At 41.2% G+C, this 24,779-nt stretch carries 22 protein-coding genes, 25 tRNA genes and 3 rRNA genes; 48 read left to right on the top strand and 2 right to left on the bottom strand.

All coding sequences use genetic code 11. From position 1 onward, the window contains the following. The first annotated feature begins 269 nt into the window (after window positions 1-269). The 32 genes from C7J90_RS11240 to C7J90_RS11085 all read left to right on the top strand — a co-directional run bounded on the left by C7J90_RS11240 (window position 270) and on the right by C7J90_RS11085 (window position 10,423). Window positions 270-1,820 (top strand): 16S ribosomal RNA (locus C7J90_RS11240). 90 nt (window positions 1,821-1,910) lie between these two features. After that, window positions 1,911-1,987, top strand: a tRNA-Ile gene (locus C7J90_RS11235). Window positions 1,988-2,018: 31 nt separating this feature from the next. Then, window positions 2,019-2,094 (top strand) — tRNA-Ala (locus tag C7J90_RS11230). Window positions 2,095-2,396: 302 nt separating this feature from the next. Further along, a 23S ribosomal RNA gene (locus C7J90_RS11225) occupies window positions 2,397-5,318 on the top strand. Window positions 5,319-5,390: 72 nt separating this feature from the next. Beyond that, a 5S ribosomal RNA gene (gene rrf / locus C7J90_RS11220) occupies window positions 5,391-5,505 on the top strand. Together the 16S, 23S and 5S rRNA genes with 25 tRNA genes alongside form the textbook arrangement of a ribosomal RNA operon. A gap of 12 nt (window positions 5,506-5,517) precedes the next feature. Further along, window positions 5,518-5,593 (top strand) — tRNA-Val (locus C7J90_RS11215). A 14-nt stretch (window positions 5,594-5,607) separates the two neighbouring features. Beyond that, a tRNA-Thr gene (locus tag C7J90_RS11210) sits at window positions 5,608-5,683 on the top strand. A gap of 4 nt (window positions 5,684-5,687) precedes the next feature. Continuing rightward, a tRNA-Lys gene (locus tag C7J90_RS11205) sits at window positions 5,688-5,763 on the top strand. A gap of 12 nt (window positions 5,764-5,775) precedes the next feature. Next, window positions 5,776-5,857: transfer RNA gene (locus C7J90_RS11200), tRNA-Leu, on the top strand. A 3-nt stretch (window positions 5,858-5,860) separates the two neighbouring features. Further along, window positions 5,861-5,935 (top strand) — tRNA-Gly (locus tag C7J90_RS11195). A gap of 8 nt (window positions 5,936-5,943) precedes the next feature. Next, window positions 5,944-6,032, top strand: a tRNA-Leu gene (locus C7J90_RS11190). A 6-nt stretch (window positions 6,033-6,038) separates the two neighbouring features. After that, a tRNA-Arg gene (locus tag C7J90_RS11185) sits at window positions 6,039-6,112 on the top strand. A gap of 15 nt (window positions 6,113-6,127) precedes the next feature. Continuing rightward, window positions 6,128-6,201, top strand: a tRNA-Pro gene (locus C7J90_RS11180). Between the two features lie 17 nt (window positions 6,202-6,218). Beyond that, window positions 6,219-6,294 (top strand) — tRNA-Ala (locus C7J90_RS11175). A 29-nt stretch (window positions 6,295-6,323) separates the two neighbouring features. Then, window positions 6,324-6,397 (top strand) — tRNA-Met (locus C7J90_RS11170). A gap of 26 nt (window positions 6,398-6,423) precedes the next feature. Beyond that, window positions 6,424-6,497: transfer RNA gene (locus C7J90_RS11165), tRNA-Ile, on the top strand. Window positions 6,498-6,503: 6 nt separating this feature from the next. Further along, a tRNA-Ser gene (locus C7J90_RS11160) sits at window positions 6,504-6,596 on the top strand. Between the two features lie 18 nt (window positions 6,597-6,614). After that, a tRNA-Met gene (locus C7J90_RS11155) sits at window positions 6,615-6,688 on the top strand. A gap of 8 nt (window positions 6,689-6,696) precedes the next feature. Next, a tRNA-Asp gene (locus tag C7J90_RS11150) sits at window positions 6,697-6,773 on the top strand. Between the two features lie 9 nt (window positions 6,774-6,782). Beyond that, window positions 6,783-6,858: transfer RNA gene (locus C7J90_RS11145), tRNA-Phe, on the top strand. Between the two features lie 8 nt (window positions 6,859-6,866). Then, window positions 6,867-6,939 (top strand) — tRNA-Thr (locus tag C7J90_RS11140). Window positions 6,940-6,945: 6 nt separating this feature from the next. Continuing rightward, window positions 6,946-7,029, top strand: a tRNA-Tyr gene (locus C7J90_RS11135). Window positions 7,030-7,036: 7 nt separating this feature from the next. Continuing rightward, a tRNA-Trp gene (locus C7J90_RS11130) sits at window positions 7,037-7,110 on the top strand. A gap of 2 nt (window positions 7,111-7,112) precedes the next feature. Beyond that, window positions 7,113-7,185 (top strand) — tRNA-His (locus C7J90_RS11125). 16 nt (window positions 7,186-7,201) lie between these two features. Further along, window positions 7,202-7,273: transfer RNA gene (locus C7J90_RS11120), tRNA-Gln, on the top strand. A gap of 8 nt (window positions 7,274-7,281) precedes the next feature. Continuing rightward, a tRNA-Cys gene (locus C7J90_RS11115) sits at window positions 7,282-7,356 on the top strand. A 13-nt stretch (window positions 7,357-7,369) separates the two neighbouring features. Next, window positions 7,370-7,443: transfer RNA gene (locus tag C7J90_RS11925), tRNA-Gly, on the top strand. A gap of 26 nt (window positions 7,444-7,469) precedes the next feature. Beyond that, a tRNA-Gly gene (locus tag C7J90_RS11110) sits at window positions 7,470-7,544 on the top strand. Between the two features lie 204 nt (window positions 7,545-7,748). Then, a complete protein-coding gene (locus C7J90_RS11105) occupies window positions 7,749-8,717 on the top strand; it encodes a tyrosine-type recombinase/integrase (RefSeq protein WP_158701929.1) in 969 nt (322 codons plus the stop codon). Between the two features lie 101 nt (window positions 8,718-8,818). After that, window positions 8,819-9,109: a winged helix-turn-helix transcriptional regulator gene (locus C7J90_RS11100; RefSeq protein WP_103210281.1), complete on the top strand. Its 291-nt coding sequence runs from the start codon at window positions 8,819-8,821 to the stop codon at window positions 9,107-9,109. A 283-nt stretch (window positions 9,110-9,392) separates the two neighbouring features. After that, complete coding sequence (locus C7J90_RS11095; protein WP_103210282.1) at window positions 9,393-9,791, top strand: hypothetical protein; 399 nt, start codon at window positions 9,393-9,395, stop codon at window positions 9,789-9,791. Window positions 9,792-10,177: 386 nt separating this feature from the next. Beyond that, window positions 10,178-10,423 (top strand): hypothetical protein, encoded by a 246-nt coding sequence (locus C7J90_RS11085; protein ID WP_103210286.1) that lies wholly within the window; start codon window positions 10,178-10,180, stop codon window positions 10,421-10,423. Between the two features lie 288 nt (window positions 10,424-10,711). On the opposite strand, the gene C7J90_RS11080 is transcribed toward C7J90_RS11085, so the two are convergent. Further along, a protein-coding gene (locus C7J90_RS11080; protein ID WP_103209691.1) for an IS3 family transposase occupies window positions 10,712-11,856 on the bottom strand; the annotation gives its coding sequence in 2 pieces (ribosomal slippage) (window positions 10,712-11,610 and window positions 11,610-11,856; 1,146 coding nt in all). Window positions 11,857-12,073: 217 nt separating this feature from the next. On the opposite strand from C7J90_RS11080, the gene C7J90_RS11075 reads away from it, so the two are divergent. The 4 genes from C7J90_RS11075 to C7J90_RS11060 are packed head-to-tail and all read left to right on the top strand — an operon-like array spanning window position 12,074 to window position 15,608. Beyond that, window positions 12,074-12,796, top strand: a complete 723-nt coding sequence (locus tag C7J90_RS11075; protein WP_103208537.1) for an ATP-binding protein — start codon at window positions 12,074-12,076, stop codon at window positions 12,794-12,796. Then, window positions 12,796-14,151: a DnaB-like helicase C-terminal domain-containing protein gene (locus C7J90_RS11070; RefSeq protein ID WP_103208539.1), complete on the top strand. Its 1,356-nt coding sequence runs from the start codon at window positions 12,796-12,798 to the stop codon at window positions 14,149-14,151. Before C7J90_RS11075 ends, C7J90_RS11070 begins: the two co-directional genes overlap by 1 nt. Window positions 14,152-14,165: 14 nt before the next feature. Further along, a complete protein-coding gene (locus C7J90_RS11065) occupies window positions 14,166-15,131 on the top strand; it encodes a toprim domain-containing protein (protein WP_103208541.1) in 966 nt (321 codons plus the stop codon). A 12-nt stretch (window positions 15,132-15,143) separates the two neighbouring features. Further along, entirely contained in the window at window positions 15,144-15,608 is a 465-nt protein-coding gene (locus tag C7J90_RS11060) for a hypothetical protein (RefSeq protein WP_103208543.1), read from the top strand. An 11-nt stretch (window positions 15,609-15,619) separates the two neighbouring features. On the opposite strand, the gene C7J90_RS11055 is transcribed toward C7J90_RS11060, so the two are convergent. Beyond that, the gene (locus tag C7J90_RS11055) at window positions 15,620-15,850 is read right to left on the bottom strand and encodes a helix-turn-helix domain-containing protein (protein WP_103208544.1); all 231 of its coding nucleotides are present in this window, start codon (window positions 15,848-15,850) and stop codon (window positions 15,620-15,622) included. 142 nt (window positions 15,851-15,992) lie between these two features. Here C7J90_RS11055 and C7J90_RS11050 point away from each other — a divergent pair, with 142 nt between their 5' ends. From C7J90_RS11050 to C7J90_RS10995, 12 genes are all read left to right on the top strand, one after another. Continuing rightward, entirely contained in the window at window positions 15,993-16,532 is a 540-nt protein-coding gene (locus C7J90_RS11050; protein ID WP_103208546.1) for a hypothetical protein, read from the top strand. A gap of 262 nt (window positions 16,533-16,794) precedes the next feature. Next, a complete protein-coding gene (locus tag C7J90_RS11045) occupies window positions 16,795-17,280 on the top strand; it encodes a hypothetical protein (protein WP_103208548.1) in 486 nt (161 codons plus the stop codon). 125 nt (window positions 17,281-17,405) lie between these two features. Further along, window positions 17,406-18,143 carry a hypothetical protein gene (locus C7J90_RS11040; protein ID WP_103208549.1) on the top strand — a complete coding sequence of 246 codons (738 nt, stop codon included), beginning with the start codon at window positions 17,406-17,408 and terminating at the stop codon, window positions 18,141-18,143. Window positions 18,144-18,158: 15 nt separating this feature from the next. Next, window positions 18,159-18,557: a group I intron-associated PD-(D/E)XK endonuclease gene (locus tag C7J90_RS11035; RefSeq protein ID WP_103208550.1), complete on the top strand. Its 399-nt coding sequence runs from the start codon at window positions 18,159-18,161 to the stop codon at window positions 18,555-18,557. Then, window positions 18,544-18,690: a hypothetical protein gene (locus C7J90_RS11920; RefSeq protein ID WP_158701928.1), complete on the top strand. Its 147-nt coding sequence runs from the start codon at window positions 18,544-18,546 to the stop codon at window positions 18,688-18,690. Before C7J90_RS11035 ends, C7J90_RS11920 begins: the two co-directional genes overlap by 14 nt. Window positions 18,691-18,732: 42 nt before the next feature. Then, window positions 18,733-19,290, top strand: a complete 558-nt coding sequence (locus C7J90_RS11030) for a hypothetical protein (protein WP_103208552.1) — start codon at window positions 18,733-18,735, stop codon at window positions 19,288-19,290. Window positions 19,291-19,302: 12 nt separating this feature from the next. Further along, window positions 19,303-21,528: a DNA polymerase gene (locus C7J90_RS11025; RefSeq protein WP_103208554.1), complete on the top strand. Its 2,226-nt coding sequence runs from the start codon at window positions 19,303-19,305 to the stop codon at window positions 21,526-21,528. Then, window positions 21,529-21,798 (top strand): hypothetical protein, encoded by a 270-nt coding sequence (locus C7J90_RS11020; RefSeq protein WP_103208555.1) that lies wholly within the window; start codon window positions 21,529-21,531, stop codon window positions 21,796-21,798. Between the two features lie 269 nt (window positions 21,799-22,067). Further along, window positions 22,068-23,156 carry an AAA family ATPase gene (locus tag C7J90_RS11010; RefSeq protein WP_103208559.1) on the top strand — a complete coding sequence of 363 codons (1,089 nt, stop codon included), beginning with the start codon at window positions 22,068-22,070 and terminating at the stop codon, window positions 23,154-23,156. Window positions 23,157-23,186: 30 nt separating this feature from the next. After that, on the top strand, window positions 23,187-23,444 hold the full coding sequence (locus tag C7J90_RS11005) for a hypothetical protein (protein ID WP_103208560.1): 258 nt from the start codon (window positions 23,187-23,189) through the stop codon (window positions 23,442-23,444). Window position 23,445: 1 nt separating this feature from the next. Continuing rightward, the gene (locus C7J90_RS11000) at window positions 23,446-24,441 is read left to right on the top strand and encodes a PD-(D/E)XK nuclease family protein (RefSeq protein WP_103208562.1); all 996 of its coding nucleotides are present in this window, start codon (window positions 23,446-23,448) and stop codon (window positions 24,439-24,441) included. Next, window positions 24,441-24,707, top strand: a complete 267-nt coding sequence (locus C7J90_RS10995; RefSeq protein WP_103208564.1) for a hypothetical protein — start codon at window positions 24,441-24,443, stop codon at window positions 24,705-24,707. Before C7J90_RS11000 ends, C7J90_RS10995 begins: the two co-directional genes overlap by 1 nt. Window positions 24,708-24,779: the final 72 nt, after the last annotated feature.

Genomic DNA, 24,779 nt, shown 5'->3' with positions numbered 1-24,779 from the left:
TTGAAAGTTTTGTTTCAACATTATAAGATATTTAATGTTGAAATGAACAACACATTTGCAAAACATCAAGAAAGTTACTAAATCAAAAAGATTTAAAAACTTCTTGACAGAAGTTTTTAAATGAAGTATAATGATTACTTGTAACGGCAAAAAATGAACATTGAAAACTGAATGACAATATGTCAACGTTAATTCCGATAAAACACAGTACTAACGTACTGATAGAGTGATTGACTTAAACAATCAAAGAGCTATATCAAGCATACTCTAATATGGAGAGTTTGATCCTGGCTCAGGATGAACGCTGGCGGCGTGCCTAATACATGCAAGTCGAGCGAACTGAAGAGGAGCTTGCTCCTTTGACGTTAGCGGCGGACGGGTGAGTAACACGTGGGTAACCTACCTATAAGACTGGAATAACTCCGGGAAACCGGGGCTAATGCCGGATAATATGTTGAACCGCATGGTTCAACAGTGAAAGACGGTTTTGCTGTCACTTATAGATGGACCCGCGCCGCATTAGCTAGTTGGTGAGGTAACGGCTCACCAAGGCGACGATGCGTAGCCGACCTGAGAGGGTGATCGGCCACACTGGAACTGAGACACGGTCCAGACTCCTACGGGAGGCAGCAGTAGGGAATCTTCCGCAATGGACGAAAGTCTGACGGAGCAACGCCGCGTGAGTGATGAAGGTCTTCGGATCGTAAAGCTCTGTTGTTAGGGAAGAACAAATGTGTAAGTAACTGTGCACATCTTGACGGTACCTAACCAGAAAGCCACGGCTAACTACGTGCCAGCAGCCGCGGTAATACGTAGGTGGCAAGCGTTATCCGGAATTATTGGGCGTAAAGCGCGCGTAGGCGGTTTTTTAAGTCTGATGTGAAAGCCCACGGCTCAACCGTGGAGGGTCATTGGAAACTGGAAAACTTGAGTGCAGAAGAGGAAAGTGGAATTCCATGTGTAGCGGTGAAATGCGCAGAGATATGGAGGAACACCAGTGGCGAAGGCGGCTTTCTGGTCTGCAACTGACGCTGATGTGCGAAAGCGTGGGGATCAAACAGGATTAGATACCCTGGTAGTCCACGCCGTAAACGATGAGTGCTAAGTGTTAGGGGGTTTCCGCCCCTTAGTGCTGCAGCTAACGCATTAAGCACTCCGCCTGGGGAGTACGGTCGCAAGACTGAAACTCAAAGGAATTGACGGGGACCCGCACAAGCGGTGGAGCATGTGGTTTAATTCGAAGCAACGCGAAGAACCTTACCAAATCTTGACATCCTTTGACCGCTCTAGAGATAGAGTTTTCCTCTTCGGAGGACAAAGTGACAGGTGGTGCATGGTTGTCGTCAGCTCGTGTCGTGAGATGTTGGGTTAAGTCCCGCAACGAGCGCAACCCTTAAGCTTAGTTGCCATCATTAAGTTGGGCACTCTAGGCTGACTGCCGGTGACAAACCGGAGGAAGGTGGGGATGACGTCAAATCATCATGCCCCTTATGATTTGGGCTACACACGTGCTACAATGGACAATACAAAGGGCAGCGAAACCGCGAGGTCAAGCCAATCCCATAAAGTTGTTCTCAGTTCGGATTGTAGTCTGCAACTCGACTACATGAAGCTGGAATCGCTAGTAATCGTAGATCAGCATGCTACGGTGAATACGTTCCCGGGTCTTGTACACACCGCCCGTCACACCACGAGAGTTTGTAACACCCGAAGCCGGTGGAGTAACCATTTGGAGCTAGCCGTCGAAGGTGGGACAAATGATTGGGGTGAAGTCGTAACAAGGTAGCCGTATCGGAAGGTGCGGCTGGATCACCTCCTTTCTAAGGATAATATACGGAATATCACCATAGGTGATAGACGGATTAACGTGACATATTGTATTCAGTTTTGAATGCTCATTTTAAGCATAGGGGCCTATAGCTCAGCTGGTTAGAGCGCACGCCTGATAAGCGTGAGGTCGGTGGTTCGAGTCCACTTAGGCCCACCATTTAAATTGAACATCAGCAATAATATAACATGGGGGCTTAGCTCAGCTGGGAGAGCGCCTGCTTTGCACGCAGGAGGTCAGCGGTTCGATCCCGCTAGTCTCCACCATTTAAATTGTACATTGAAAACTAGATAAGTAAGTAATAGATTTTACCAAGCAAAACCGAGTAACAAGCGAAAAGCTTGAAACAAACAATTATCGCTAGTCGTCAACAGACGACTCACATAATTAATAACTGGTGATGATAAGTGTGAAAGCATTGACAAGACAAATGTAATTGCGTCGTTGACGTGATGAAAGCGTTTGTCAGTCAGCGAATTTCTTGATGAGTGTAGCGAAGTTTACGTCTTGTAAATGAGCAAGCGAAGAAAGAAATGAGATAGAATGCGAGCGCTTATTAGCACGTCTAGATTAAGTTATTAAGGGCGCACGGTGGATGCCTTGGCACTAGAAGCCGATGAAGGACGTTACTAACGACGATATGCTTTGGGGAGCTGTAAGTAAGCTTTGATCCAGAGATTTCCGAATGGGGGAACCCAGCACGAGTTATGTCGTGTTATCCGCATGTGAATACATAGCATGTGAGAAGGTAGACCCGGAGAACTGAAACATCTTAGTACCCGGAGGAAGAGAAAGAAAAATCGATTCCCTGAGTAGCGGCGAGCGAAACGGGAAGAGCCCAAACCAACAAGCTTGCTTGTTGGGGTTGTAGGACACTCTTATGGAGTTACAAAAGAATGAGTTAGACGAATAACCTGGAAAGGTTAATCAGAGAAGGTAATAATCCTGTAGTCGAAAACTGATTCTCTCTTGAGTGGATCCTGAGTACGACGGAGCACGTGAAATTCCGTCGGAATCTGGGAGGACCATCTCCTAAGGCTAAATACTCTCTAGTGACCGATAGTGAACCAGTACCGTGAGGGAAAGGTGAAAAGTACCCCGGAAGGGGAGTGAAAGAGAACTTGAAACCGTGTGCTTACAAGTAGTCAGAGCCCGTTAAGGGGTGATGGCGTGCCTTTTGTAGAATGAACCGGCGAGTTACGATCTGATGCAAGGTTAAGCAGGAAATGTGGAGCCGTAGCGAAAGCGAGTCTGAATAGGGCGAATGAGTATTTGGTCGTAGACCCGAAACCAGGTGATCTACCCTTGGTCAGGTTGAAGTTCAGGTAACACTGAATGGAGGACCGAACCGACTTACGTTGAAAAGTGAGCGGATGAACTGAGGGTAGCGGAGAAATTCCAATCGAACTTGGAGATAGCTGGTTCTCTCCGAAATAGCTTTAGGGCTAGCCTCAAGTGATGATTATTGGAGGTAGAGCACTGTTTGGACGAGGGGCCCCTCTCGGGTTACCGAATTCAGACAAACTCCGAATGCCAAATAATTTAACTTGGGAGTCAGAACGTGGGTGATAAGGTCCATGTTCGAAAGGGAAACAGCCCAGACCACCAGCTAAGGTCCCAAAATATATGTTAAGTGGAAAAGGATGTGGCGTTGCCCAGACAACTAGGATGTTGGCTTAGAAGCAGCCATCATTTAAAGAGTGCGTAATAGCTCACTAGTCGAGTGACACTGCGCCGAAAATGTACCGGGGCTAAACATATTACCGAAGCTGTGGATTGTCCTTTGGACAATGGTAGGAGAGCGTTCTAAGGGCGTTGAAGCATGATCGCAAGGACATGTGGAGCGCTTAGAAGTGAGAATGCCGGTGTGAGTAGCGAAAGACGGGTGAGAATCCCGTCCACCGATTGACTAAGGTTTCCAGAGGAAGGCTCGTCCGCTCTGGGTTAGTCGGGTCCTAAGCTGAGGCCGACAGGCGTAGGCGATGGATAACAGGTTGATATTCCTGTACCACCAACAATCGTTTTAAGCGATGGGGGGACGCAGTAGGATAGGCGAAGCGTGCTGTTGGAGTGCACGTCCAAGCAGTGAGACTGAGTGTTAGGCAAATCCGGCACTCAAAAGGTCAAGCTGTGATGGGGAGAGGAAATTGCTTCCTCGAGTCGTTGATTTCACACTGCCGAGAAAAGCCTCTAGCTAGAAAGTTGGTGCCCGTACCGCAAACCGACACAGGTAGTCAAGATGAGAATTCTAAGGTGAGCGAGCGAACTCTCGTTAAGGAACTCGGCAAAATGACCCCGTAACTTCGGGAGAAGGGGTGCTCTTTAGGGTTCACGCTCTGAAGAGCCGCAGTGAATAGGCCCAAGCGACTGTTTATCAAAAACACAGGTCTCTGCTAAACCGTAAGGTGACGTATAGGGGCTGACGCCTGCCCGGTGCTGGAAGGTTAAGAGGAGTGGTTAGCTTCAGCGAAGCTACGAATCGAAGCCCCAGTAAACGGCGGCCGTAACTATAACGGTCCTAAGGTAGCGAAATTCCTTGTCGGGTAAGTTCCGACCCGCACGAAAGGCGTAACGATTTGGGCACTGTCTCAACGAGAGACTCGGTGAAATCATAGTACCGGTGAAGATGCCGGTTACCCGCGACAGGACGGAAAGACCCCGTGGAGCTTTACTGTAGCCTGATATTGAAATTCGGTACAGTTTGTACAGGATAGGTAGGAGCCATTGAAGCGTGAGCGCTAGCTTACGTGGAGGCATTGGTGGGATACTACCCTAATTGTATTGGATTTCTAACTCGCAGCACTTATCGTGCTGGAAGACAGTGTCAGGCGGGCAGTTTGACTGGGGCGGTCGCCTCCTAAAGTGTAACGGAGGCGCTCAAAGGTTCCCTCAGAATGGTTGGAAATCATTCATAGAGTGTAAAGGCATAAGGGAGCTTGACTGCGAGACCTACAAGTCGAGCAGGGTCGAAAGACGGACTTAGTGATCCGGTGGTTCCGCATGGAAGGGCCATCGCTCAACGGATAAAAGCTACCCCGGGGATAACAGGCTTATCTCCCCCAAGAGTTCACATCGACGGGGAGGTTTGGCACCTCGATGTCGGCTCATCGCATCCTGGGGCTGTAGTCGGTCCCAAGGGTTGGGCTGTTCGCCCATTAAAGCGGTACGCGAGCTGGGTTCAGAACGTCGTGAGACGGTTCGGTCCCTATCCGTCGTGGGCGTAGGAAATTTGAGAGGAGCTGTCCTTAGTACGAGAGGACCGGGATGGACATACCTCTGGTGTACCAGTTGTCGTGCCAACGGCATAGCTGGGTAGCTATGTATGGACGGGATAAGTGCTGAAAGCATCTAAGCATGAAGCCCCCCTCGAGATGAGATTTCCCAACTTCGGTTATAAGATCCCTCAAAGATGATGAGGTAAATAGGTTCGAGGTGGAAGCGTAGCGATACGTGGAGCTGACGAATACTAATCGATCGAAGACTTAATCAAATTCATAACAAGGTTTGCTTGTGAGATGTTACTTACTATCTAGTTTTGAATGTATAAGCATTCAAATGTTTATCTGGTGCCAATGGCAAAGAGGTCACACCTGTTCCCATGCCGAACACAGAAGTTAAGCTCTTTAGCGCCGATGGTAGTCGGACTTACGTTCCGCAAGAGTAGGACGGTGCCAGGTAAATACATAATTGGAGAATTAGCTCAGCTGGGAGAGCATCTGCCTTACAAGCAGAGGGTCGGCGGTTCGAACCCGTCATTCTCCACCATTTTTAATTGAATAGCCGGCCTAGCTCAACTGGTAGAGCAACTGACTTGTAATCAGTAGGTTGGGGGTTCAAGTCCTCTGGCCGGCACCATTTTGAGCCATTAGCTCAGTTGGTAGAGCATCTGACTTTTAATCAGAGGGTCAGAGGTTCGAATCCTCTATGGCTCACCATGATAAATATTCGCGGGTGTGGCGGAATTGGCAGACGCACTAGACTTAGGATCTAGCGCCTTACGGCGTGGGGGTTCGACTCCCTTCACCCGCATATGCAGAAGTAGTTCAGCGGTAGAATACAACCTTGCCAAGGTTGGGGTCGCGGGTTCGAATCCCGTCTTCTGCTCCATTAATAATGCCGGGGTGGCGGAACTGGCAGACGCACAGGACTTAAAATCCTGCGGTGAGAGATCACCGTACCGGTTCGATTCCGGTCCTCGGCACCATTATATGCGCCCGTAGCTCAACTGGATAGAGCGTTTGACTACGGATCAAAAGGTTATGGGTTCGACTCCTATCGGGCGCGTTACTTGTTACCTTACGGGAAGTAGCTCAGCTTGGTAGAGCACTTGGTTTGGGACCAAGGGGTCGTAGGTTCAAATCCTGTCTTCCCGATATCTTAATAATCAAATGGGGGCTTAGCTCAGCTGGGAGAGCGCCTGCTTTGCACGCAGGAGGTCAGCGGTTCGATCCCGCTAGTCTCCACCATTAAAATTTAATAGTATGTATCAAAATATGGCGGCGTAGCTCAGCTGGCTAGAGCGTACGGTTCATACCCGTGAGGTCGGGGGTTCGATCCCCTCCGCCGCCACTATTTAATTAATAAAACTTACTTTAGGACCTTTAGCTCAGTTGGTTAGAGCTAACGGCTCATAACCGTTCGGTCGCAGGTTCGAGTCCTGCAAGGTCCATTTTATGGAGGAATACCCAAGTCTGGCTGAAGGGATCGGTCTTGAAAACCGACAGGGGCTTAACGGCTCGCGGGGGTTCGAATCCCTCTTCCTCCGCCATTTATTAATTAATATTAGCGCGGGATAGAGCAGTTCGGTAGCTCGTCGGGCTCATAACCCGGAGGTCGGTGGTTCAAATCCGCCTCCCGCAATTTTAGTAGGTCCCGTAGTGGAGCGGTTTAACACGCCTGCCTGTCACGCAGGAGATCGCGGGTTCGATTCCCGTCGGGACCGCCATTATTTTATGGTTCAGTAGCTCAGTCGGTAGAGCAAAGGACTGAAAATCCTTGTGTCGGCGGTTCGATTCCGTCCTGAACCACCATTGTGTTTGCCGGCCTAGCTCAATTGGTAGAGCAACTGACTTGTAATCAGTAGGTTGGGGGTTCAAGTCCTCTGGCCGGCATCATTTGGAGGGGTAGCGAAGTGGCTAAACGCGGCGGACTGTAAATCCGCTCCTTCGGGTTCGGCAGTTCGAATCTGCCCCCCTCCACCATATCAATAGGGGCATAGTTCAACGGTAGAATAGAGGTCTCCAAAACCTTTGATGTGGGTTCGATTCCTACTGCCCCTGCCATGGCGGTTGTGGCGAAGTGGTTAACGCATCGGATTGTGGTTCCGACATTCGTGGGTTCGATTCCCATCAACCGCCCTTTATTTAAAATTAATGGGCTATAGCCAAGCGGTAAGGCAACGGACTTTGACTCCGTCACTCGCTGGTTCGAATCCAGCTAGCCCAGTTACTTTTGGCGGCATAGCCAAGTGGTAAGGCCGAGGTCTGCAAAACCTCTATTCACCGGTTCAAATCCGGTTGCCGCCTCCATTGATATTCTTATGCGGGAGTAGTTCAATTTTAGAACACTTTTCTTCCTGAAAAGAGGTATAGGTGTAAGTCCTATCTTCCGCTCCATTTTAAATTATATAAGTTTATAATATGCGGGAGTAGTTCAATTCCTAGAACACTTTCCTTCCCGGAAAGAGATATAGGTGCAAGCCCTATCTTCCGCTCCATTTTTACTTCCTTATAGTATTGAATAGTTGGAAGTTTTTTTATATACATTTGCCGGTGTGGCGGAATTGGCAGACGCGCGGGACTCAAAATCGTTTTTAGAGGTTTCGCAAGCAAAATCCCGTCATGACGCTATTTATAGAACGTAAACCGAACCGATATGCCAACGACAAAAAATCCCGTGCATAGAAGGACGGTTATTTATTTTGAAAAGACGAACACTTCTTTCGGATGATGACGTCATAGTTCGTCGTGATGATATAAAATCCGAACAATCCACAGATTTAACTTTCGATGATTGTGTCGAAAGATTTCTCGCGGATAGACGATCGCGAGACATTTCTCCAGAAACGATTAAATTTTACCGTGAAAGATTTTCGAATTATAAAAATCGATTTAAAGATATTTACGGAAGATACCCTCCAAGAGCAGTTTTACGCAAGCATATAGACGATTTAGTATCGTTCCATACCTTAACACGTCAGAATAAGTTATCGGGTATACAACCGCTCCTTAGAGCGCTTAAAGCATACTCAATTTTTCTCGTAAAAGAAGGCATCGAAAGTGAAAATGCTTTTGATGATTATGTTATCCGAAAGCCTAAGACAAAGTCGATTGTTACGTTTAGCTCTACGGATGTCAAAAAGCTATTAGCACAGCCAAACGTTAAAACCTTTGTTGGTTTGCGTGATTATGTAATAATTCTAACGTTGCTTGATACCGGAATTAGGATACGAGAATTAGTTTCACTAAATGTAGACGATGTTAATTTCTCCGATAATTTCATTTCGGTTAAAGGCAAGAACGGCCATCTAAGAAATGTCCCGCTATCGGTTCAACTAAAACCGACACTAAAGAAATATGTAAAAGTAAGAGGCATAAGTTCTACGGATGCTCTTTTTATATCGAGTTTAGATAGACGATTCCAAAGAAGGTCAATACAAGATCGACTATCTATTTATGGCAGACGGGCAAGTATCGATAAAGTACGCGTTTCTCCTCATACATTTAGGCATACTTTCGCTAAAATGTATTTGCGAAGTGGCGGAAATATATTCGTTTTACAAGATATTCTCGGACACCAAACGTTGGAAATGGTTCGTGTATATGTTCGCTTATTTTCGAAAGATCTATATGATGACCACCGAAAACATAATCCGTTAGGACACATTTAAGGCGCTATTTATTAGCGTCTTTTTTTTGTTCAAAAAAAATTAACGAAAAAGTGTCCGATTTATATAAATGACCGGTATGTTGAATTGGGAGGTGTTATAACGTGAATGAAAGAAAGCCATTTGTAATGATACCAAAAACGCTTGCTGGAGACTCGTCAGTGGACAGTAAAACGAAAGGCATTTATCTTTGTTTAGCGTTACTCTGTAATGATCAAACTAAGAGCGGTAGACCGTCTCGTAAGAAAATAGCGGAACTGGCAGGCGTGAGTAATTCAACATTAGGGAGACATTTGAAAATTCTCGAACGCAAAAATTATATTAAAATCGAGCAAAGATTCGATAAAAAAGACGGCTGTAAAATTACAAATAGGTACACGCTAAATGACGTGTAATTTCATCATTGGATAGTGGGGTATGGTCGTCAGTGAGTAGTACCCTATGTTCATTCCACGGACATATATTAATAATAATAACGATTAATAATAACGATAATTAATAATAAACCTTAATTTCGAATCTAAAGATTCTCAATTGACCCATAGTCAAGTTCGGCGTTCTTGTAAAAGAAAAGCCGAAAAGGTTTTCTATTAACGGTCTCAATATATCGATATTAAAGACGTTATTATTATCGTAGTTAATATAACGAAATAAATACTAATAACGGAGGTAAGTGAATTGGCTAAGCAGTATTATGAAATATCGGTAGATGAGTGGAACGTTAACCATTTTTTTGGGTATATGGACGATTTAACCGATAAGAAATTCGGGGTTAATTACGCACCTATGCGGTCTTGGAATTTCGAAAGAGGTTTAATTGGTAATATTGTCGGTACTAAAAAGAAACAAGGATCGCATGAAAGACGCTTAATAAAAGCATTTATTGACTTGACATTTTCGGAGTATAAGGCAACGGAACAATATCCAGCACCTACTTTCGGGTTCTTATGGACGTATAGGCAATCAGATTTACAGAGAGCTCAAAAACAACTTCGAAGTGTTGCAGAAGCGTCAAAAAGTCGTGAGCTAATTTCGAATGATAATTCGAATGATCTTGACGATTGGTTTTTATCATAATCAGGAGGAAGAGCGTAAATGAAAAATTGGATAGTTGATTTTGGCGTTATGTTTTTGCTATTCGTCACATTAAGAGTTTCTGGACTATCGATGTTCGAAGCGTATTTAATTTTCGTTATAATTTTATCGACAAGGGAGATTTCTAAGCGCTTAAAAGCGATCGAAGTAGGACTTTATTTAAAAGATTCCAGATATAATAGCGAGAATACCCTGAAAACGACATAGACGATGTATAACCGCCGATAATTCATTTTAGGGTATAAACATTAAAACGAAATTTAAACGAAAATAGAACGTGTTTAGAGAGGCTTTTATAATGAAAATGAACGAATAAATTTAAAACCACTTGGGTGTTAGAGCTCGAGAAGCTAAGTACGGAGGATAACATGGAAAAAGAGAAAAGAAAGAAGTGTCATATTGAAAATAAAACACTACAAGAATCAGAATATGAATGGCGTGAGAGGTACGAAGAAATAATGTCAAATTTTCATGAGTATGGCTATATCACAGCTAAAGAAACTTTAGCAACTTATAGATATTATCAAGAGCAAGCGTCAAAATATTATGATGAGGTACAAAACGAATTTATTGAAGATTGTAAAAGATACGGAATAAATGAACCATTTGAATAAAATTAAACTTTTATTTAGAAAAGGAGATTAGATGAAAAGTACAGAATTTGAAGGAATATACAGACATCTCTTTCAGGTCTCAAAAAGATTTAATTACTAAATTGGAAGAGATGGTGCTATGAAAACAATAGAGTTTATAGAAAGAGTAAATAAATTACGCAAATACTGAACTAAGTGAAAGGTAGTTAGGAGGTAGTTAAATGAATTTAAGCAAACATGAAAAGAATAGAATATTTGAACTTGAAGGCGATATAGAGTCTTATAGGCGTACTCTTAAAGAATGGTATGTCAACAGATTTCTAGACAGTTTTTATAGAAACTATCTTTGTACGCTTTCGGCGTCAGATAATTTAATGCACTATGAGGTCGAATGTTGTTATACCAATTAACATAATCAAACAATTCGAGTTTTAAGTGATTAATAGATTTAAAATCATACTGTTTAATGAATTCAGTTTTTAACGCTTTAAATGTACTTTCAGCTACTGCGTTGTCATATGGACATCCTTTCATGCTTAAAGATCTTTTGATACCAAAGGTATCTAGTACATCATCAATCATGTGATTATCAAACTCTTTTCCTCTGTCAGTGTGAAACATTTGTACGTCTCTTAAATCGTGTCTAATGCTACTAAGTGCCTTGGATACAAGCGTGCTATCTTTCTTTGAGCCTGCGCTATGCCCAACAATCTCACGGTTAAAAAGATCAATAAATAAACATATGTAATGCCATTTTCCAGCCACTTTTACATATGTCAAATCACTGACAAGAACTTCCAATGGTTCTTTTCTATTGAAACTTTGATTTAATTCATTATTGATTTCGCGTTCACTTGAGCGAGAAGGAAATGATTTATACTTCGATGTCGTATAAGAAGATACTAATTTATTTGCTTTCATAATGCGTCCTATACGTCGTCTTGAGACATTTAAACCATTTTTGATAAGTTCATTTTTAATCCTTCTTGTTCCAAAACATTTGCGATTAGAATTGAAAATCTCGATAATTTTATCGCTAATTTCCTTATCTCGATCATCTTTTTCAACGTTGGGTGATTTGTTAATTTCGTAATAGTAACTACTTCTAGAGATTTGCAGGACTTTGCACATTGCTGATACTGAATATTTATTGGCATTCTTTCGAATGACATCTATTTTCGTCCCATGATCAGCGCTGCTTGCTTTAAAATATCATTTTCCATTTTCAATTGTTGATTTTCTTTACGTAATTTTCTTAGTTCTTTTTCTTCATTAGTTAAGTTATCTTGATGGTTAAATGAACCAGTATTTTGATGTTGCTTAATCCATTTCCCTAACGCCGAAGGTGTTAAATCATATTCACGAGCAATTTCATTTCTAGGCTTACCATTTTCATAAAGCTTTACCATTTGTAATTTAAATTCAGGACTAAAAGTTCTTCTTTCTCTTGTCATAAAAATCGCCTACTTTCTTAATTTAACAATATCTATTCTCATAGAATTTGTCCAACTAAGTGTAGACGATTCAGTACTCAACAAGGAGTGATTGAGGATGTTAGGGCTTATTAGAAGCTAGTAAAATTGTAGCACTTGAAGAAAGTTAGAAGCTCGTTAATATGACGACACTAGGTTATAACTTTCTAAACGAAATAAAAACGAAAAGGAGTAACTGATGATACAGACTAACGAAACTAAATGTCCGCTATCTAGCGTTTGCAATCAAGCGGGGAAGTTGCCTCAATGCACAACGCAGTGCACGCCATATATAGCTATTACTAGGCGATATACATCGACAGGATTGCCGATTGATTATCAGAACATAACATTGTCAAATTCGCCAGCAAAAGAAGAGCAATCGCATATTTACGATAGATTAGGAATTTATGTTAAATCTTTTACGATGAACAATGTACGAGTTAAAAATCTTTATCTAGTATCGGATAGTCCGGGAACTGGTAAGACGACAACGGCTGCTGCTTTAATCAATGAATATATACGCCGACGATTCATGTATTACGTAAAACAAAAGCTGGAAGTGCCACAGGAATTAGCGTTATTTCTCGACTTAACGGAGTGGCAAAATAAATACAATCTCGCTACTATGTCGAAAGATGGAGATGCAATGGAAAGTATAAAGGACGACATTATTCGATATTCAGGTATAGAATTTCTAGTTATCGATGATATTGGCGTTCGATCATCGACAGAAGCCTTTAGAGGCTATGTTCATACGATTATTAACACTAGAGTAGCTAACGGTAGACCCACAGTTTTTACAAGTAATGTGTCGATGAAAGAACTGGCTAATATTTTTGACTCTAGGTTATACGACAGAGTTCGTGACCAATGTATCGAAATGCCATTCGATGGAGAAAGTAAGAGGGGGCGCAGGTAATGAGTAATAATTTTGGAGCGATGATGCTGTCGAAAGCTATCGATGTCGAATCACTTTCGGAGTTGCATAAGAACGGAGTATCAGAACGAACGTTCGTAAATAAAGGAGATAAGGACGTCTACAGATTTTTAATCGAATACGCTGAACATAATCGAGGACAAGTTCCTTCATATGCAACTATTGTTGATAAGTTCGGCGATAGGTTCACGTATGTACCTGGTGTTATCGATTCTTTTGAGTATCTAGCGAAAGAGGTTAAGAATCGGAAGGCTCAATTCGAATTCAAAGATTTTGTTGATAGCCTACAATCTAATTTTGATAGCGGAAAAAATAATATGCAAAATCTTATTGATTCCTTGACAGATGAGTTGCAAATGATTAATAATAACAATAGACACGAACAAACGTTCGGAAAAAACCTCAAGCATGATGTTGGTAGATTTAAGTCAGAGTACATGAAACGTAAGATAGGCGGTTCAGTAAAAGTTTGGAATAGCTCATTCAGCTATATTAACGAAGAAGTAGGGGGGTGGTCGAGTGGAAGTGTTTACGTATTCTATGCTCGAAGCGGTAGAGGTAAATCTGTTATTACAACATACGACGCTGTTCATTTAGCACGTGAAGGGGCAAACGTTCTGCTTTGGACGTTAGAAATGTCGGCTTACGAGGTAATGACTCGGATGTTCACATTCATGTCTGCGTTAGAGGGAAAAACTTTATATACCGACGATGAGACATTAGAAGAATATGAAAGTGGCTATAGTGCGGACTTGATCAGAAATGGCTCACTAAGTGATGATATGGAGACTGATTTCATGAATATGTTAGATGAATTAAATTCTTCAATGAAAGGAAACATATTTATACGTTCTGTAGATGACGAGGACTTCTATGAGAGAAATTTACGGCAACTAGAGTCAGATATTGAATCAGTTAATGCAGATGTCGTTGTTATCGATCCATTTTACTACCTAGATTATGAAGCGAACAAAAGCAAGACGGCAGGAGGGGACGCAGCCGAAACATCTAAAAAGTTACGTCGATTAGCTGGTCAAAAAGACGTTGTTGTATTCGCTATTACCCAAGCCGAAGAAGACGATAAGGAGCAAGATAAAGATGAAAGTCGAGCGCTTAAACTACCGAAAAGAAGAGAAGTAAAAAAGACTAAATCGTTATTAGAGGACGCAAGCGTATTAATAGCTTTAGACACTGACTACCGTCAAAAAGCTGGTGTTATCGGCATCAACAAAGGACGTAACGGTGGGGAGGGTACGACAAAAGAATTCGTATATATTCCTAACGTTGGTATCGTGAAAGAGATGAACATTAATGGCGATATGTTCGGAGATTTTTGAACGGAGGGACTTTCATGGCGAAAATAAAAATAAAAGGACGTCTAGTAGACGTAAATCTTCGAGAAGAAATAGAAATGTTTGAGTTCGATAAGGTTACGTGGAGAGGCGATAAAATGACTGCTTGCTCTCCTTTTCGTTATGATAGTACACCGTCGTTTTTCTTGAATGTAGAAGAAGGAGATTACGCTGGAACATGGAAAGACAGCGGTGCATACGATGACGAGTACGCAAGTGGTAACTTTCAAAAATTGTTATCGTTTTTGCGTAACGAGTCGTATGAAGAAACTGTTGACTATTTACTAGCGAAATATGACTACGAGTATATGGACACTTCGTTATCGCTAGACATAGAGCCCCTATATATTCGAAAAAGTATCGTTACATTAGACGAAAGTTTAATTTCGAAAAAGCCATTAGATAAGACGTATTTAGATAGTCGTGGGATTCATCCGAAGATTGTCGAACTAAATGGCGTATTTGATAATGGCAATAGCATAGGTATTGTTTGGAGGGACATTAACGGGAGAATAGCAACGATAAAATACCGCCATAAACAGTCCAAAATATTTTGGTACGAAAAAGAAGCAACGCCTGTTAATCGTTTAGTGTACGGTATCAATCACGTCGTGGATCGTGATCTAAAACGTATTGTGTTGTGTGAAGCGGAAATCGATGCGATGACATGGCAAAGTGCTGGAATCTTTGCCGTAGCAGTAGGAGGAGCAAGCTTGAACGATATTCAAGCGCAATTAATCGCGTCAAGTGGTGTCGATGAAGTTATTCTGGGCGGAGATTTTGACGAAGCTGGAGAGAGATTTAATAGTATAGCATACGAAAAACTGCGTATGTACATACCCTCAATAAAAAAGATAAAAGATTCCGACAAAATACCGTTCAAAGATGTCAATGAGTTTGGTACGATTAATGTTAAGCGGTTGGAATTCGAGTCTATTCCAATTGTTAAAGAATTAATCATTTAACGAGGTGCTAATATGAGGAAGCGAAAAATAATATCGACTGTGTTTTTGTCGTCTGTGTTACTTTCGGCATGCGGTAGTCAGTACAATAATGAGGACGAGAAGCTAGAAACATATTCGCTTGAACTTGAAAAAGCGGTTGATTATTATGCGGTTAAATCTAACGTCATTAGAAGTGAAGATGAGATAAACACGCGTATGTTTGCGCAGTTAGAGCCGTATGTAGATGCATTCAAGTCAGACATAAATATGGACGAGTTGTCGAATGATAGCAAAGTATTTTATGAAGATGCTTTGCGTGGGATAAAAGATATTGATGGAGCGATTGAGGCGTCTAAGGACAACGTTGGAAATGCTGTCGAATCATACTATTCGAATATGTTTGACGATGATGATACCGTGATGCTTATTAGACGTCATTATAATCCTGGAAGGTTAGACACTGAAAAACCACAGTCGATAAAAGAGTTTACAGAATAAAAAAAAGAGCGCTAATTGCGCTCGTCTGATTCGCCTATCAGATAGCTGACAGTTACATCGAAGTAGTTGGCGATTTCTATCAGTGTATGTATATTCGTGAGATCGCCGCTATTAACAGCTCTTTGAATTGTTTTAGAAGAAACATTAATCTTTTCCGAAAGTTCTTTTTGAGTGATTCCAGAGTCATCGAGTAAGTCAGATAAGCGGGCAACTAAATTTTCTTTGTAATCTTCTTGTAACATTAATGTAACACCTCTGTTATTGAAACGGACAAAAATGTCCTTTATAGTAATAATCAGTTATTCGAACGGCAATTCGATAACTAATTAAATATTATTTGTCCGATTTCTAAACTGACCGGTATAAATAAGTAGGAGGTACTTCATGTTAAATCAAAACTTAATATTAAAACTAACGAATTACGTAAAATTCTTAGGAATAAAGGATACGGATATAGCGCAAACAATAGCGCATGATGTACTCCTTGACCCTAGTGCAAAAGGTCGCGAGTACAAAGCGGCTAAGTTTCGAACGTTAAAATTCTTTTCTGACGATAGAAAAGAGTATCGAAATTTAGCGACTTGGCAGTCTATATCTCCCACGAGCTTAAACTCGAAAACTAAGAATGATCTCGAGGGAGACGAATCGATGTTAATAGATGTAATCCCTTATGACGATTACAACGAAAAAGCGTCCGCCAAGCTTTCCAATCAGCGGCAACTGATTATAGGATTGCTTGACGGAGCTGACGAAAGAACAACGGCAATTGTTCAATCGTGGCTTGAATGCGATAAACCTAGCTACGCTTTAGTCGGGCGAATATTAGGATTATCGAGCAAAACTGTTGAGAGAAGTATAAAGCGCTTGAAGCGTAATTATACTTTCGAACAGTTCGGAGATTATAGGGAATGCCTTTCAGCATAGCTATACTCCATTTTTAATGTTACCAACAAAGGTAATTTTCGTCAATATATTATAATTTATCAATTAACGTATTAATATATACCCGAAATAAACGAAATTAAAACATAAAAAAACGAAAGAGAGTGTTTAAAATGTATATCGAAATAGAAAGTTTGAACGAGACAGTCGCCCTAATAGATGAGCGACATACTGACATAGTATACAACGGAGGATTTAAGTCAGACGACGACCCGATGGACTACGTAAGTTTGGAGGCGATTATATGCGTCAGTTAAATCTAACTAACCACGCCTACCAGCGATATTTAGAGAGAGTGTCCGATTCGTCAAAACGTCATGAAGCAGCGAATAAATTGTCACAGTTGGTTTCGACAGCTAAAGAACGTTCAATAGATGAAACTGGTAAGACAACATATTACGCTAAAGGATTGGCAATTGTTGTATCCGAAGATGGCTACAATGTACTAACTGTATATCGCAAGACTAGATTTGATGATTGCGATTTATTTGAGAATATTATCGAAATTGTCAAACGAGAAGTCTATAAGGAAGAACGCTATTTAAACGGTAAGAAACGTTCCTTACTTATAGAAATGCATGAAGCTGAAATTCGTAAGTTAAAAGTTTTTAATCCTGAAACACAGTCGATTATACAAAATAAAATCGATTTTATTAAGACGGAGATTTCAAACATTAACGACAAATTACGTCAAGCTAAAGACGTAAGTAAGAAATTTGGACTCACTTGAACGTCCGCAACAGCGGGCTTTCAATCGAGTACATTTGTTAGGGTGTATTCGATTGAGCGCATAAGCGTTCAAATACCGATTTTGGGTTTCCGAGTTGGTAAAACGAAATTAACGGAGGTAATTGTATGAGTAATTACGCATTAGGGGCAGACGCATTAAAACGTTTCACAGGAGGTACAGCTGATGCTACTGCCGACAATAAGTTTTCAAAGTTCGGTAGCGGGTCCGAATACACGGTAAAAGTTTTAGGAACTGCGGATGTTATGGAAGCGAAAACTTATTCGCATTTCCAGAATCCAAAAATCGCTACATTTACGGCACAAAATCCATCAAATATTTATAAAAAAGATGGGGAATTTGTGTACGAGAATCCTACACCATGGGATATCATCTCTAAAGCGTTATATGAACGCTCGAAGAAAAAGTTCGACGATGACCACCAAGCAGCAGGACAGTTAGCACGTAAATCAAGATTCGCTTTTGGGTTCTTTGATTTGGAGGCTAACGAACCTATTGTGATTGATGTTACAGCGACACAAGCAAAGACGTTGTATGAGACAATCGAAAAGCATAGCGGAAAACTTGACCAGCGTATTTTTAAACTGTCTAAAACCGGTAAAGGCAAGGACACAAAGGTGGCGCTTGATGTTGTTTTTCCGGGAGAAGAAACGGATGAGCAAGCTAAGAATGCAGAGAATGCTCCGAAAGAGTTCCCGATCGAGTCATTTAGCGGGCTATATTACGAAAAGTCTGACGATGAAATGAAGAAAGATTTAGTGTCTATCGGCTATAATCTCTCGGATTTTGGTATAGATCCTCCGAAAAATAATGAAGCGGAAGAAGATCCAACGAAGAGCTTTTAATCGGGAGGAAATATAATGGCCAATTTTGCAAGTGCGAAAGGGATGGCGAGTGAACTAATCGCTCAATCCCTCCTCATCGCCAAAGGTTATTCGGTGCATATCCCACTAGTGGACGAACCCTATGACTTAGTAGCGCATGAGAATGGGACGAGAAATAGTTTTAGAATACAGGTCAAGACGTTGCGTGTAAGAACAGATCGCGAAAACGCCTTAGTCGTTAAAGCAACAACAAGTAAATCGCAAATATATTCGAAATCGGATGTTGATTATATTCTAGCGATTAACATCGACGCTGGAATCGGCTATTTAATAGAAAACACGGAGCAGAAAGAGTATTGGGCTAAAGACTTCGAAACAGCTTCGAGGAAGTGGACAGAGCTTCGGTTAGGAGGCGATATTTATGGCGACGCATAAGGACGAACTTCTTGGAAAGGAGTTTACGACCAGTGATGGTCGATTATTGTATGTTTTCGGCGTCGTTGAGCCTTTTATAATTGCGTCTGACGGCTCTCTGCATATGATAAACGACATTAAGTTCGATGAGTAATATCGAAAGAATAAAACGAAATTAAAGCGGAGGTATTATGATATGACAGTTAAAATTACAACGAAAGTACAAGGAAATGAAACCGTAGTTGAGTTCGATACGGTGGAAGAAGCGACAAAATTTATGTTAATAACCGAAGATGGGGAATCAAATATGGAATACGACAAGATAGAAGAGGAACATGAAAAGGAATATGATGACCCAGAAACGTTGTCTGTTGGGGATAAGTTTACGGTAGAAGGTTTTGATGGGGTTCTTTTCGAATTTACACCCGGAAAAGTGTATGAGGTTATAGCTGACGGAGAGGTAGAAGACGATAGGGGGGTAGCATTATGGTCTGCTAACTTTGGTTATCTACGTGGAGTGAAAATCACAGAAAAATATGATAGTGGATTTCATGAGGGGGACATTGTCTTAGCTAAAGAGACTATCTTAGATAACTCTGGCGATCGATTTATTGAGGGGTACTTCGGGCAAGTAATAGACGTTAGAAAAGACGTTGGCATCATAATAGTTAAGTGGAACGTCCGTGAGCCGTCTGTGTATGTGAACTTTAATGAAAGTGATAAGCTACAAATCGTTTCAAAAAGTATAGATTAGGAGGGAAACGTAATGGCTTTGCGTCTAAACGATAGCCAAAATAACTTGTCAGACGCTATTGCAAAACGTAAATATGCGGGCGTTGGCGAAACACTTGCCGACGCTTTCGCTAGAATTTACTCGATGAAGAATAGCGATCCTGATATTAAGCGGATTAAAGCCGTTGAAAAAGCTATGAATAACGGCATAATCGGCAGGGAGCAGAAAGCCGTTGATAACGGCAAGAAATTAACGAAAGCCGAAGTAATGCGTCTATACAATTCAGTTAAAGAAGTAGAGCAAGAGCGTATCTTGAGCGACATGGTAAAAAACATGCCAAGTAACTACGCGCTAGTTACTACGGAGGAGCAATTATTCGACATGGTAAGCGAATTATTGCTTGAAAATAAGATAGTCTTTGATGTTGAGACGACTGGTACTGACGTCTGGTCTGACAAAATTGTCGGACATGTACTATCAGCAACAAAAGCGGATAAGCATTATTATGTTCCGACGAGGCATAGCACCCTCGTAAAGCAGTTAAATCACGACTTCGTTACAGAGAAATTAAAGAAAGTGTATGAGCGTAAGGATGTTCTTTATATAGCGCATAATTCCAAGTTTGACATCCACATGCTCGATCGCGATGGTATTTGTCTTAAAGGGAGACTGTGGGACACGATGGAAGCAATGCGTTTGCTTAACGAGAATGAGCCGACGTATGCCTTAAAGAAACTAGCAACCAAGTTCCTTAAAATCGAATCTCATACTTACGGAGATTTATTTGGCCAAAAATCATTCGGGGAAGTTGACGATCTTCAAGTAGCGTTGAGTTACGCAGCTAAAGACGGAGACATAACGTTTAAACTTTACGAATTCCAAAAGAAACACTTATCGCAATATCCGGAGATGCTACAGTATTGCGAAGAAGTGGAAATGCCATTGATAAAAGTTATTGTCGATATGGAGAAAACCGGGTTCATTATCGACAAGGATCATGCCGAAAAGTATGGAGAGCAGTTAACAGAAGATATTGCTCGTCTAAAGAACGAGATACTAGATGAACTTTATCCAACGTTTATCAAAATACGGGATGATGCGTCGAAAGAACTAAACCTTAATAGCTCGCAGCAACTCAAAGCGGTGCTATCTGCACATGTCGGAAAAGAGCTACCTAACACAGACGCCAAGAAAACGTTGAAGCCATTGGCTAAAACGTGGGTAGTTGTTGAGAAGTTACTTCTGTACAAGGAGTACGTAAAATTGTACTCTACGTACGTAAAGACATTACCAACGCTTGTAAGCGAGTATGACGGTAAATTACATGCTAACTTTAATCAGAATGGCGCGAAGACTGGACGGTTTAGTTCGGGTAATGGGTCTGTTAATCTTCAAAATCAGCCTTATGAGGCAAGAAAGCTGTTCATAGCGCCTAAAGGCAAAGTCATAGTCGGAGCAGACTTTTCGGCACAAGAGATTAGATGCGTAGCTTATTTATCGGGAGAGCCAGTACTTATAAACGCTTTTGAAAAACAACGCGATCCGTACGCTATGATGGCAAGTAACTTCTACGGGAAGCCATATGAAGAAGTGTATAAAAACTCTGACGGTAGCGATACTGCAGAACGTAAGGAAATGAAAGTTGTTTGGTTAGCGACTTTATACGGTATGAGTCCTATGTCTTTAGCGGAGATGCTAGGAGTTAAAAAGAACGAAGCTATAAAGTTGCAAGATGACTTATTTGATAGCATGCCGAAGTTAAAGGCGTGGATTGATGAGACGAAGGAGTTTGCGCAGAGACACGGCTTCGTGTGGCTGGATAAACAGCAGCGTAAGCGACGATTACCGGAAGCGACAATGCGTAAGTATGGTATACCATACGGAAAGTATAATGCCCCACAATACTCTAAAGAGAGAACGCATAACGCTAAAGTAAATAAGGCTATGCGACAAGCTCCTAACGCGTGTGTTCAGGGTGCTTCGGCTATTCAAACTAAAGTGACGATGTTGAAACTCCATGAGTTGTGCAATCGATACGACGGGTGGAGACTATGGTGTACAGTTCATGATGAGGTTCTAGTTGAAGTTCCTGATTCGATTACAAAGGATCAGACTCGTGAGTTGGAGAATGTAATGATTAATTCTTATAGATGGGGAGATTCAGTAGATAATAAAACTGACTTAGAATTTATGAACCGATGGGGAGAGGGATTGACGCCGCAGGACTGGTTTTCTAGGGAGAGCGAGGAGGTTGGTTAGATGAGAAGTAAATTTGTAGGGAGACAGCACCGTGTTTATGTTCGTAGACTGGACGGGTCAGATGAAATTGGATGCCTAACGTTTAACAGCGAGGCTTTAGCACGAGAATTTTTGCTAAGTCGAAGCATCGAAACTCCGGAAGAGATTGGTCTAAATTATGGAGAGGTAAATTCTGTTCTATATAGAGCAGACAATAACGTTTTGTATATCCTTAGCTATGAGAACGAGGGTGTTGTCGATTTAGAGGCATTGGATAGGGGCGATCTTTAGTGTTTGGTATTTCAGAAACTATCGATGAGTTCACAGACGATGCTTATCCATTGCAAGAGAAAGCGGTAGTAGTAGACAATATTTATCGATATAGCTTCGATGAGTATAAATCGAAGTACCCAAATATCTTCCCAACAATTTCGGAAGAGGAGTTCTACAAAAATCAAGAAAAAATTTTACGATAGGTTGTCCGATATAAGCCTGAAACGGTATATAAAAGTGTGGATATATTACCATTATAAACGAAAATAAAACGGAGGTATTATGATATGAAAGTTATTGGAACAGGGAGCAGGTATGAGATTTATCCCGATGATTTAAGAACGTACGAGGAACTTCCAGCGGCTACCTATAAAATTCGATTTAATTCTTTTTCAGGCTTCTCATTAATGAAAGTCGATAATTTCAAGCGAAAAGAGCCTAAGATTTACGGCGATCATTCGAAGAAGGTCAGCAAAGTATTGAGAACCTACGACAAAGTTAACCGCAGCCTTGGCGTAATGCTAAGCGGGGATAAGGGAGTAGGAAAGTCTATTTTCGTTCAATTGCTTGCAGAAAAGTTCGTGGAGCATAAACCGGTAATTATAGTAGACGAGGCATTTCCGGGTATTGCAGAATTTATCGAAAGTATCGATCAAGAGGTTTTAGTTATGTTCGATGAGTTTGAGAAGGTTTTCAACGAAGATGCCGAAGAATCGCAAGACAAGTTACTTGGGCTTCTTGACGGTGTGTCGCAGAAGAAAAAAATGTTTGTTATAACCGTAAACAATATCTATAGAGTAAGTGAATATATGATTAATCGTCCCGGTAGATTTCATTATCATATTAGGTTCGGGCACTTAAATGAGTACGAGATAACAGAATACATGAAGGATAAGGTCAGCGAAGAGTATCACGGAGAAATAAAAGCAGTGACTGCATTCGGGGCAAGAGTTGGGTTAAATTACGATTGTTTAAGAGCGATTTCTTTCGAGATAGAAAATGGTTTAGCATTTAAAGAGGCTATCAAAGACTTAAATATTATCAATGTAGACGATAACTATTATGACATAAGTCTTCCACTATACATCGAGAATGAGGAAGAAGTTTTTGCAACGCTTAAAAGTTATGAAAAACCACTAGACTTGTTTACCGAAGAAACAACAATAAGGATACACAATGTTGATCTTGGATATTTTAATATGACATTTTCATCTTCATGTATAGAATACATCGGAGGCAAAATGGTTGTTAAGTCGGAAAACATTGATGTAGAGAGAGTATCAGAAGGTATTAAGGGCGTCGACAACTCTTTAGAAGCTGGAGACTTAGAGATTATAAAAACAGCTCCCCGAAACTACAGTTTCAACGCTATTTAAAACGAAATTAAAACGAAGGTAGTTGATATAATGAAAGAGCTAAGAGAATACACTTTAGAAGAATTAGTAGAGGAAATACTAGAGAGGCATCGAAAGATGGAGAGCGATGATTCAACTGACTTAGCATTTATAGCAATCAATAACAGCGAAGAAATAGCCTGTCAATTCAGAGGATCAATTTCGGGATTAGCTACACTTCTGCTACATTCTGATGAGCTTCGAGAAATAGTTGAAAATGCAATAAGACTAGTTACGGTAGCAGAAAATTTTGACGGAGGCGAGTCCTAATATGTCATTAGCACAGGCGTTTTTAGAACAGTTGAACAAGTTCCACACATTTCCAGAGCCGTACGACGATGAATTAAATATTCACATATCGGAGGGGCTAGCGAAATATCTCCGCCAAGAAAAAAAAGTTGACTGGTCGAAGCCATTTTTCGCTCCATCATCAGCGTCAAAATGTCCTAGGGAACTGTATACGAAAGCACTCCGTAATAAGAAAGGCTATCCGTTATTCCGAAAAGATTCTCGGGAGTGGAGACCACATCAACGACGAGTAACGGCTCAAGGGACGAAAATTGGCGATTGGTTGCAATACGAAATACTTCTGATGGAACGTCATTACGAAGCATTCACAGGAGAAAAACCTAGATTTATTTTCGATAAAACCGAAGACAAAATGCCCCGTATGGAAGATTTCGCTTACGTTTCTCACGAGGTAGATTTTGACGGACAGAAGTTTAATCTCAATGGAACAACAGATGGAATTCTTATCGACACTCATACCGGAGAGAGAGTCATCCTAGAGATTAAGTCGAAGCAAGAAACGCCAGCTAAGACGAATTATACACAGATGAAAGAGCCGAAGATTGACCACATCAATCAAGTAACGTGTTATTCGGAAATGTATGGCGTTGACAAAGCAATTATAGTCTATGTTAATACTGCCAAGCCGAAATGGTTTGCGGACGAAGAAACGTTAGCTAAAACACCTGATATAAGAGCCTTTGATGTTGACATTACGGGAGAAATGAAAATAAATGTTTTTAGTTATTTCGCAGACATAACCAAAGCAGTATTAGACGAATGCCCTCCATTGCCGCATCTTGCGAAATGGCAGTTTAACGACTACAAAAGCGCGATAGCAAAGACACTCACTGATGATGAGATTAATCAACTCGAGATTCATCTATCATTGTTTAAGCCTTCGACAAATATGGCGTGGATGAAGCGAAGCATGGAAAGTGCTTTAGTAGACATAAAAAGGCGAAAGGGGATTATATAATGGGTAAGCCATTGCATGTGCGTTACAGAGATATCCAAAGCTATTATGACGAGAACTTATGGACAGAACCTCTTAGATTACATGATTTTGAGGACTACGGGCTTCATATCGAACTTAAATCGGGATATTACAACAGCATTATCGTTCCTTTTAATACTGATTTACTCATTTTCGATGATGGGTATATGATTGTCGGCCAATACGATTTCATTGATCCGTATAGTAAATCGTTCGATACTTTTCATAGAAAGGGATCGGTGGTTTGATGAACGATTCTCTTACTAAAGCAAAAGTAAAGTGGCTTGATGATGGTCGAATAGCCGTTTGGTACGCAATTG

This window comes from Staphylococcus felis, from assembly GCF_003012915.1.
Classification (GTDB): Bacteria; Bacillota; Bacilli; order Staphylococcales; family Staphylococcaceae; genus Staphylococcus; species Staphylococcus felis.
The sequence above is the reverse complement of the archived record's forward strand: the minus strand, read 5'-3'. Positions and strand labels throughout refer to the sequence as shown.

Coding starts and splice junctions, on each gene's coding strand:
- C7J90_RS11085 (WP_103210286.1), top strand. CDS start 10,178: ATGGAAAAAGAGAAAAGAAAGAAGTGTCATATTGAAAATAAAACACTA.
- C7J90_RS11075 (WP_103208537.1), top strand. CDS start 12,074: ATGATACAGACTAACGAAACTAAATGTCCGCTATCTAGCGTTTGCAAT.
- C7J90_RS11070 (WP_103208539.1), top strand. CDS start 12,796: ATGAGTAATAATTTTGGAGCGATGATGCTGTCGAAAGCTATCGATGTC.
- C7J90_RS11065 (WP_103208541.1), top strand. CDS start 14,166: ATGGCGAAAATAAAAATAAAAGGACGTCTAGTAGACGTAAATCTTCGA.
- C7J90_RS11060 (WP_103208543.1), top strand. CDS start 15,144: ATGAGGAAGCGAAAAATAATATCGACTGTGTTTTTGTCGTCTGTGTTA.
- C7J90_RS11055 (WP_103208544.1), bottom strand. CDS start 15,850: ATGTTACAAGAAGATTACAAAGAAAATTTAGTTGCCCGCTTATCTGAC.
- C7J90_RS11050 (WP_103208546.1), top strand. CDS start 15,993: ATGTTAAATCAAAACTTAATATTAAAACTAACGAATTACGTAAAATTC.
- C7J90_RS11045 (WP_103208548.1), top strand. CDS start 16,795: ATGCGTCAGTTAAATCTAACTAACCACGCCTACCAGCGATATTTAGAG.
- C7J90_RS11040 (WP_103208549.1), top strand. CDS start 17,406: ATGAGTAATTACGCATTAGGGGCAGACGCATTAAAACGTTTCACAGGA.
- C7J90_RS11035 (WP_103208550.1), top strand. CDS start 18,159: ATGGCCAATTTTGCAAGTGCGAAAGGGATGGCGAGTGAACTAATCGCT.
- C7J90_RS11920 (WP_158701928.1), top strand. CDS start 18,544: ATGGCGACGCATAAGGACGAACTTCTTGGAAAGGAGTTTACGACCAGT.
- C7J90_RS11030 (WP_103208552.1), top strand. CDS start 18,733: ATGACAGTTAAAATTACAACGAAAGTACAAGGAAATGAAACCGTAGTT.
- C7J90_RS11025 (WP_103208554.1), top strand. CDS start 19,303: ATGGCTTTGCGTCTAAACGATAGCCAAAATAACTTGTCAGACGCTATT.
- C7J90_RS11020 (WP_103208555.1), top strand. CDS start 21,529: ATGAGAAGTAAATTTGTAGGGAGACAGCACCGTGTTTATGTTCGTAGA.
- C7J90_RS11010 (WP_103208559.1), top strand. CDS start 22,068: ATGAAAGTTATTGGAACAGGGAGCAGGTATGAGATTTATCCCGATGAT.
- C7J90_RS11005 (WP_103208560.1), top strand. CDS start 23,187: ATGAAAGAGCTAAGAGAATACACTTTAGAAGAATTAGTAGAGGAAATA.
- C7J90_RS11000 (WP_103208562.1), top strand. CDS start 23,446: ATGTCATTAGCACAGGCGTTTTTAGAACAGTTGAACAAGTTCCACACA.
- C7J90_RS10995 (WP_103208564.1), top strand. CDS start 24,441: ATGGGTAAGCCATTGCATGTGCGTTACAGAGATATCCAAAGCTATTAT.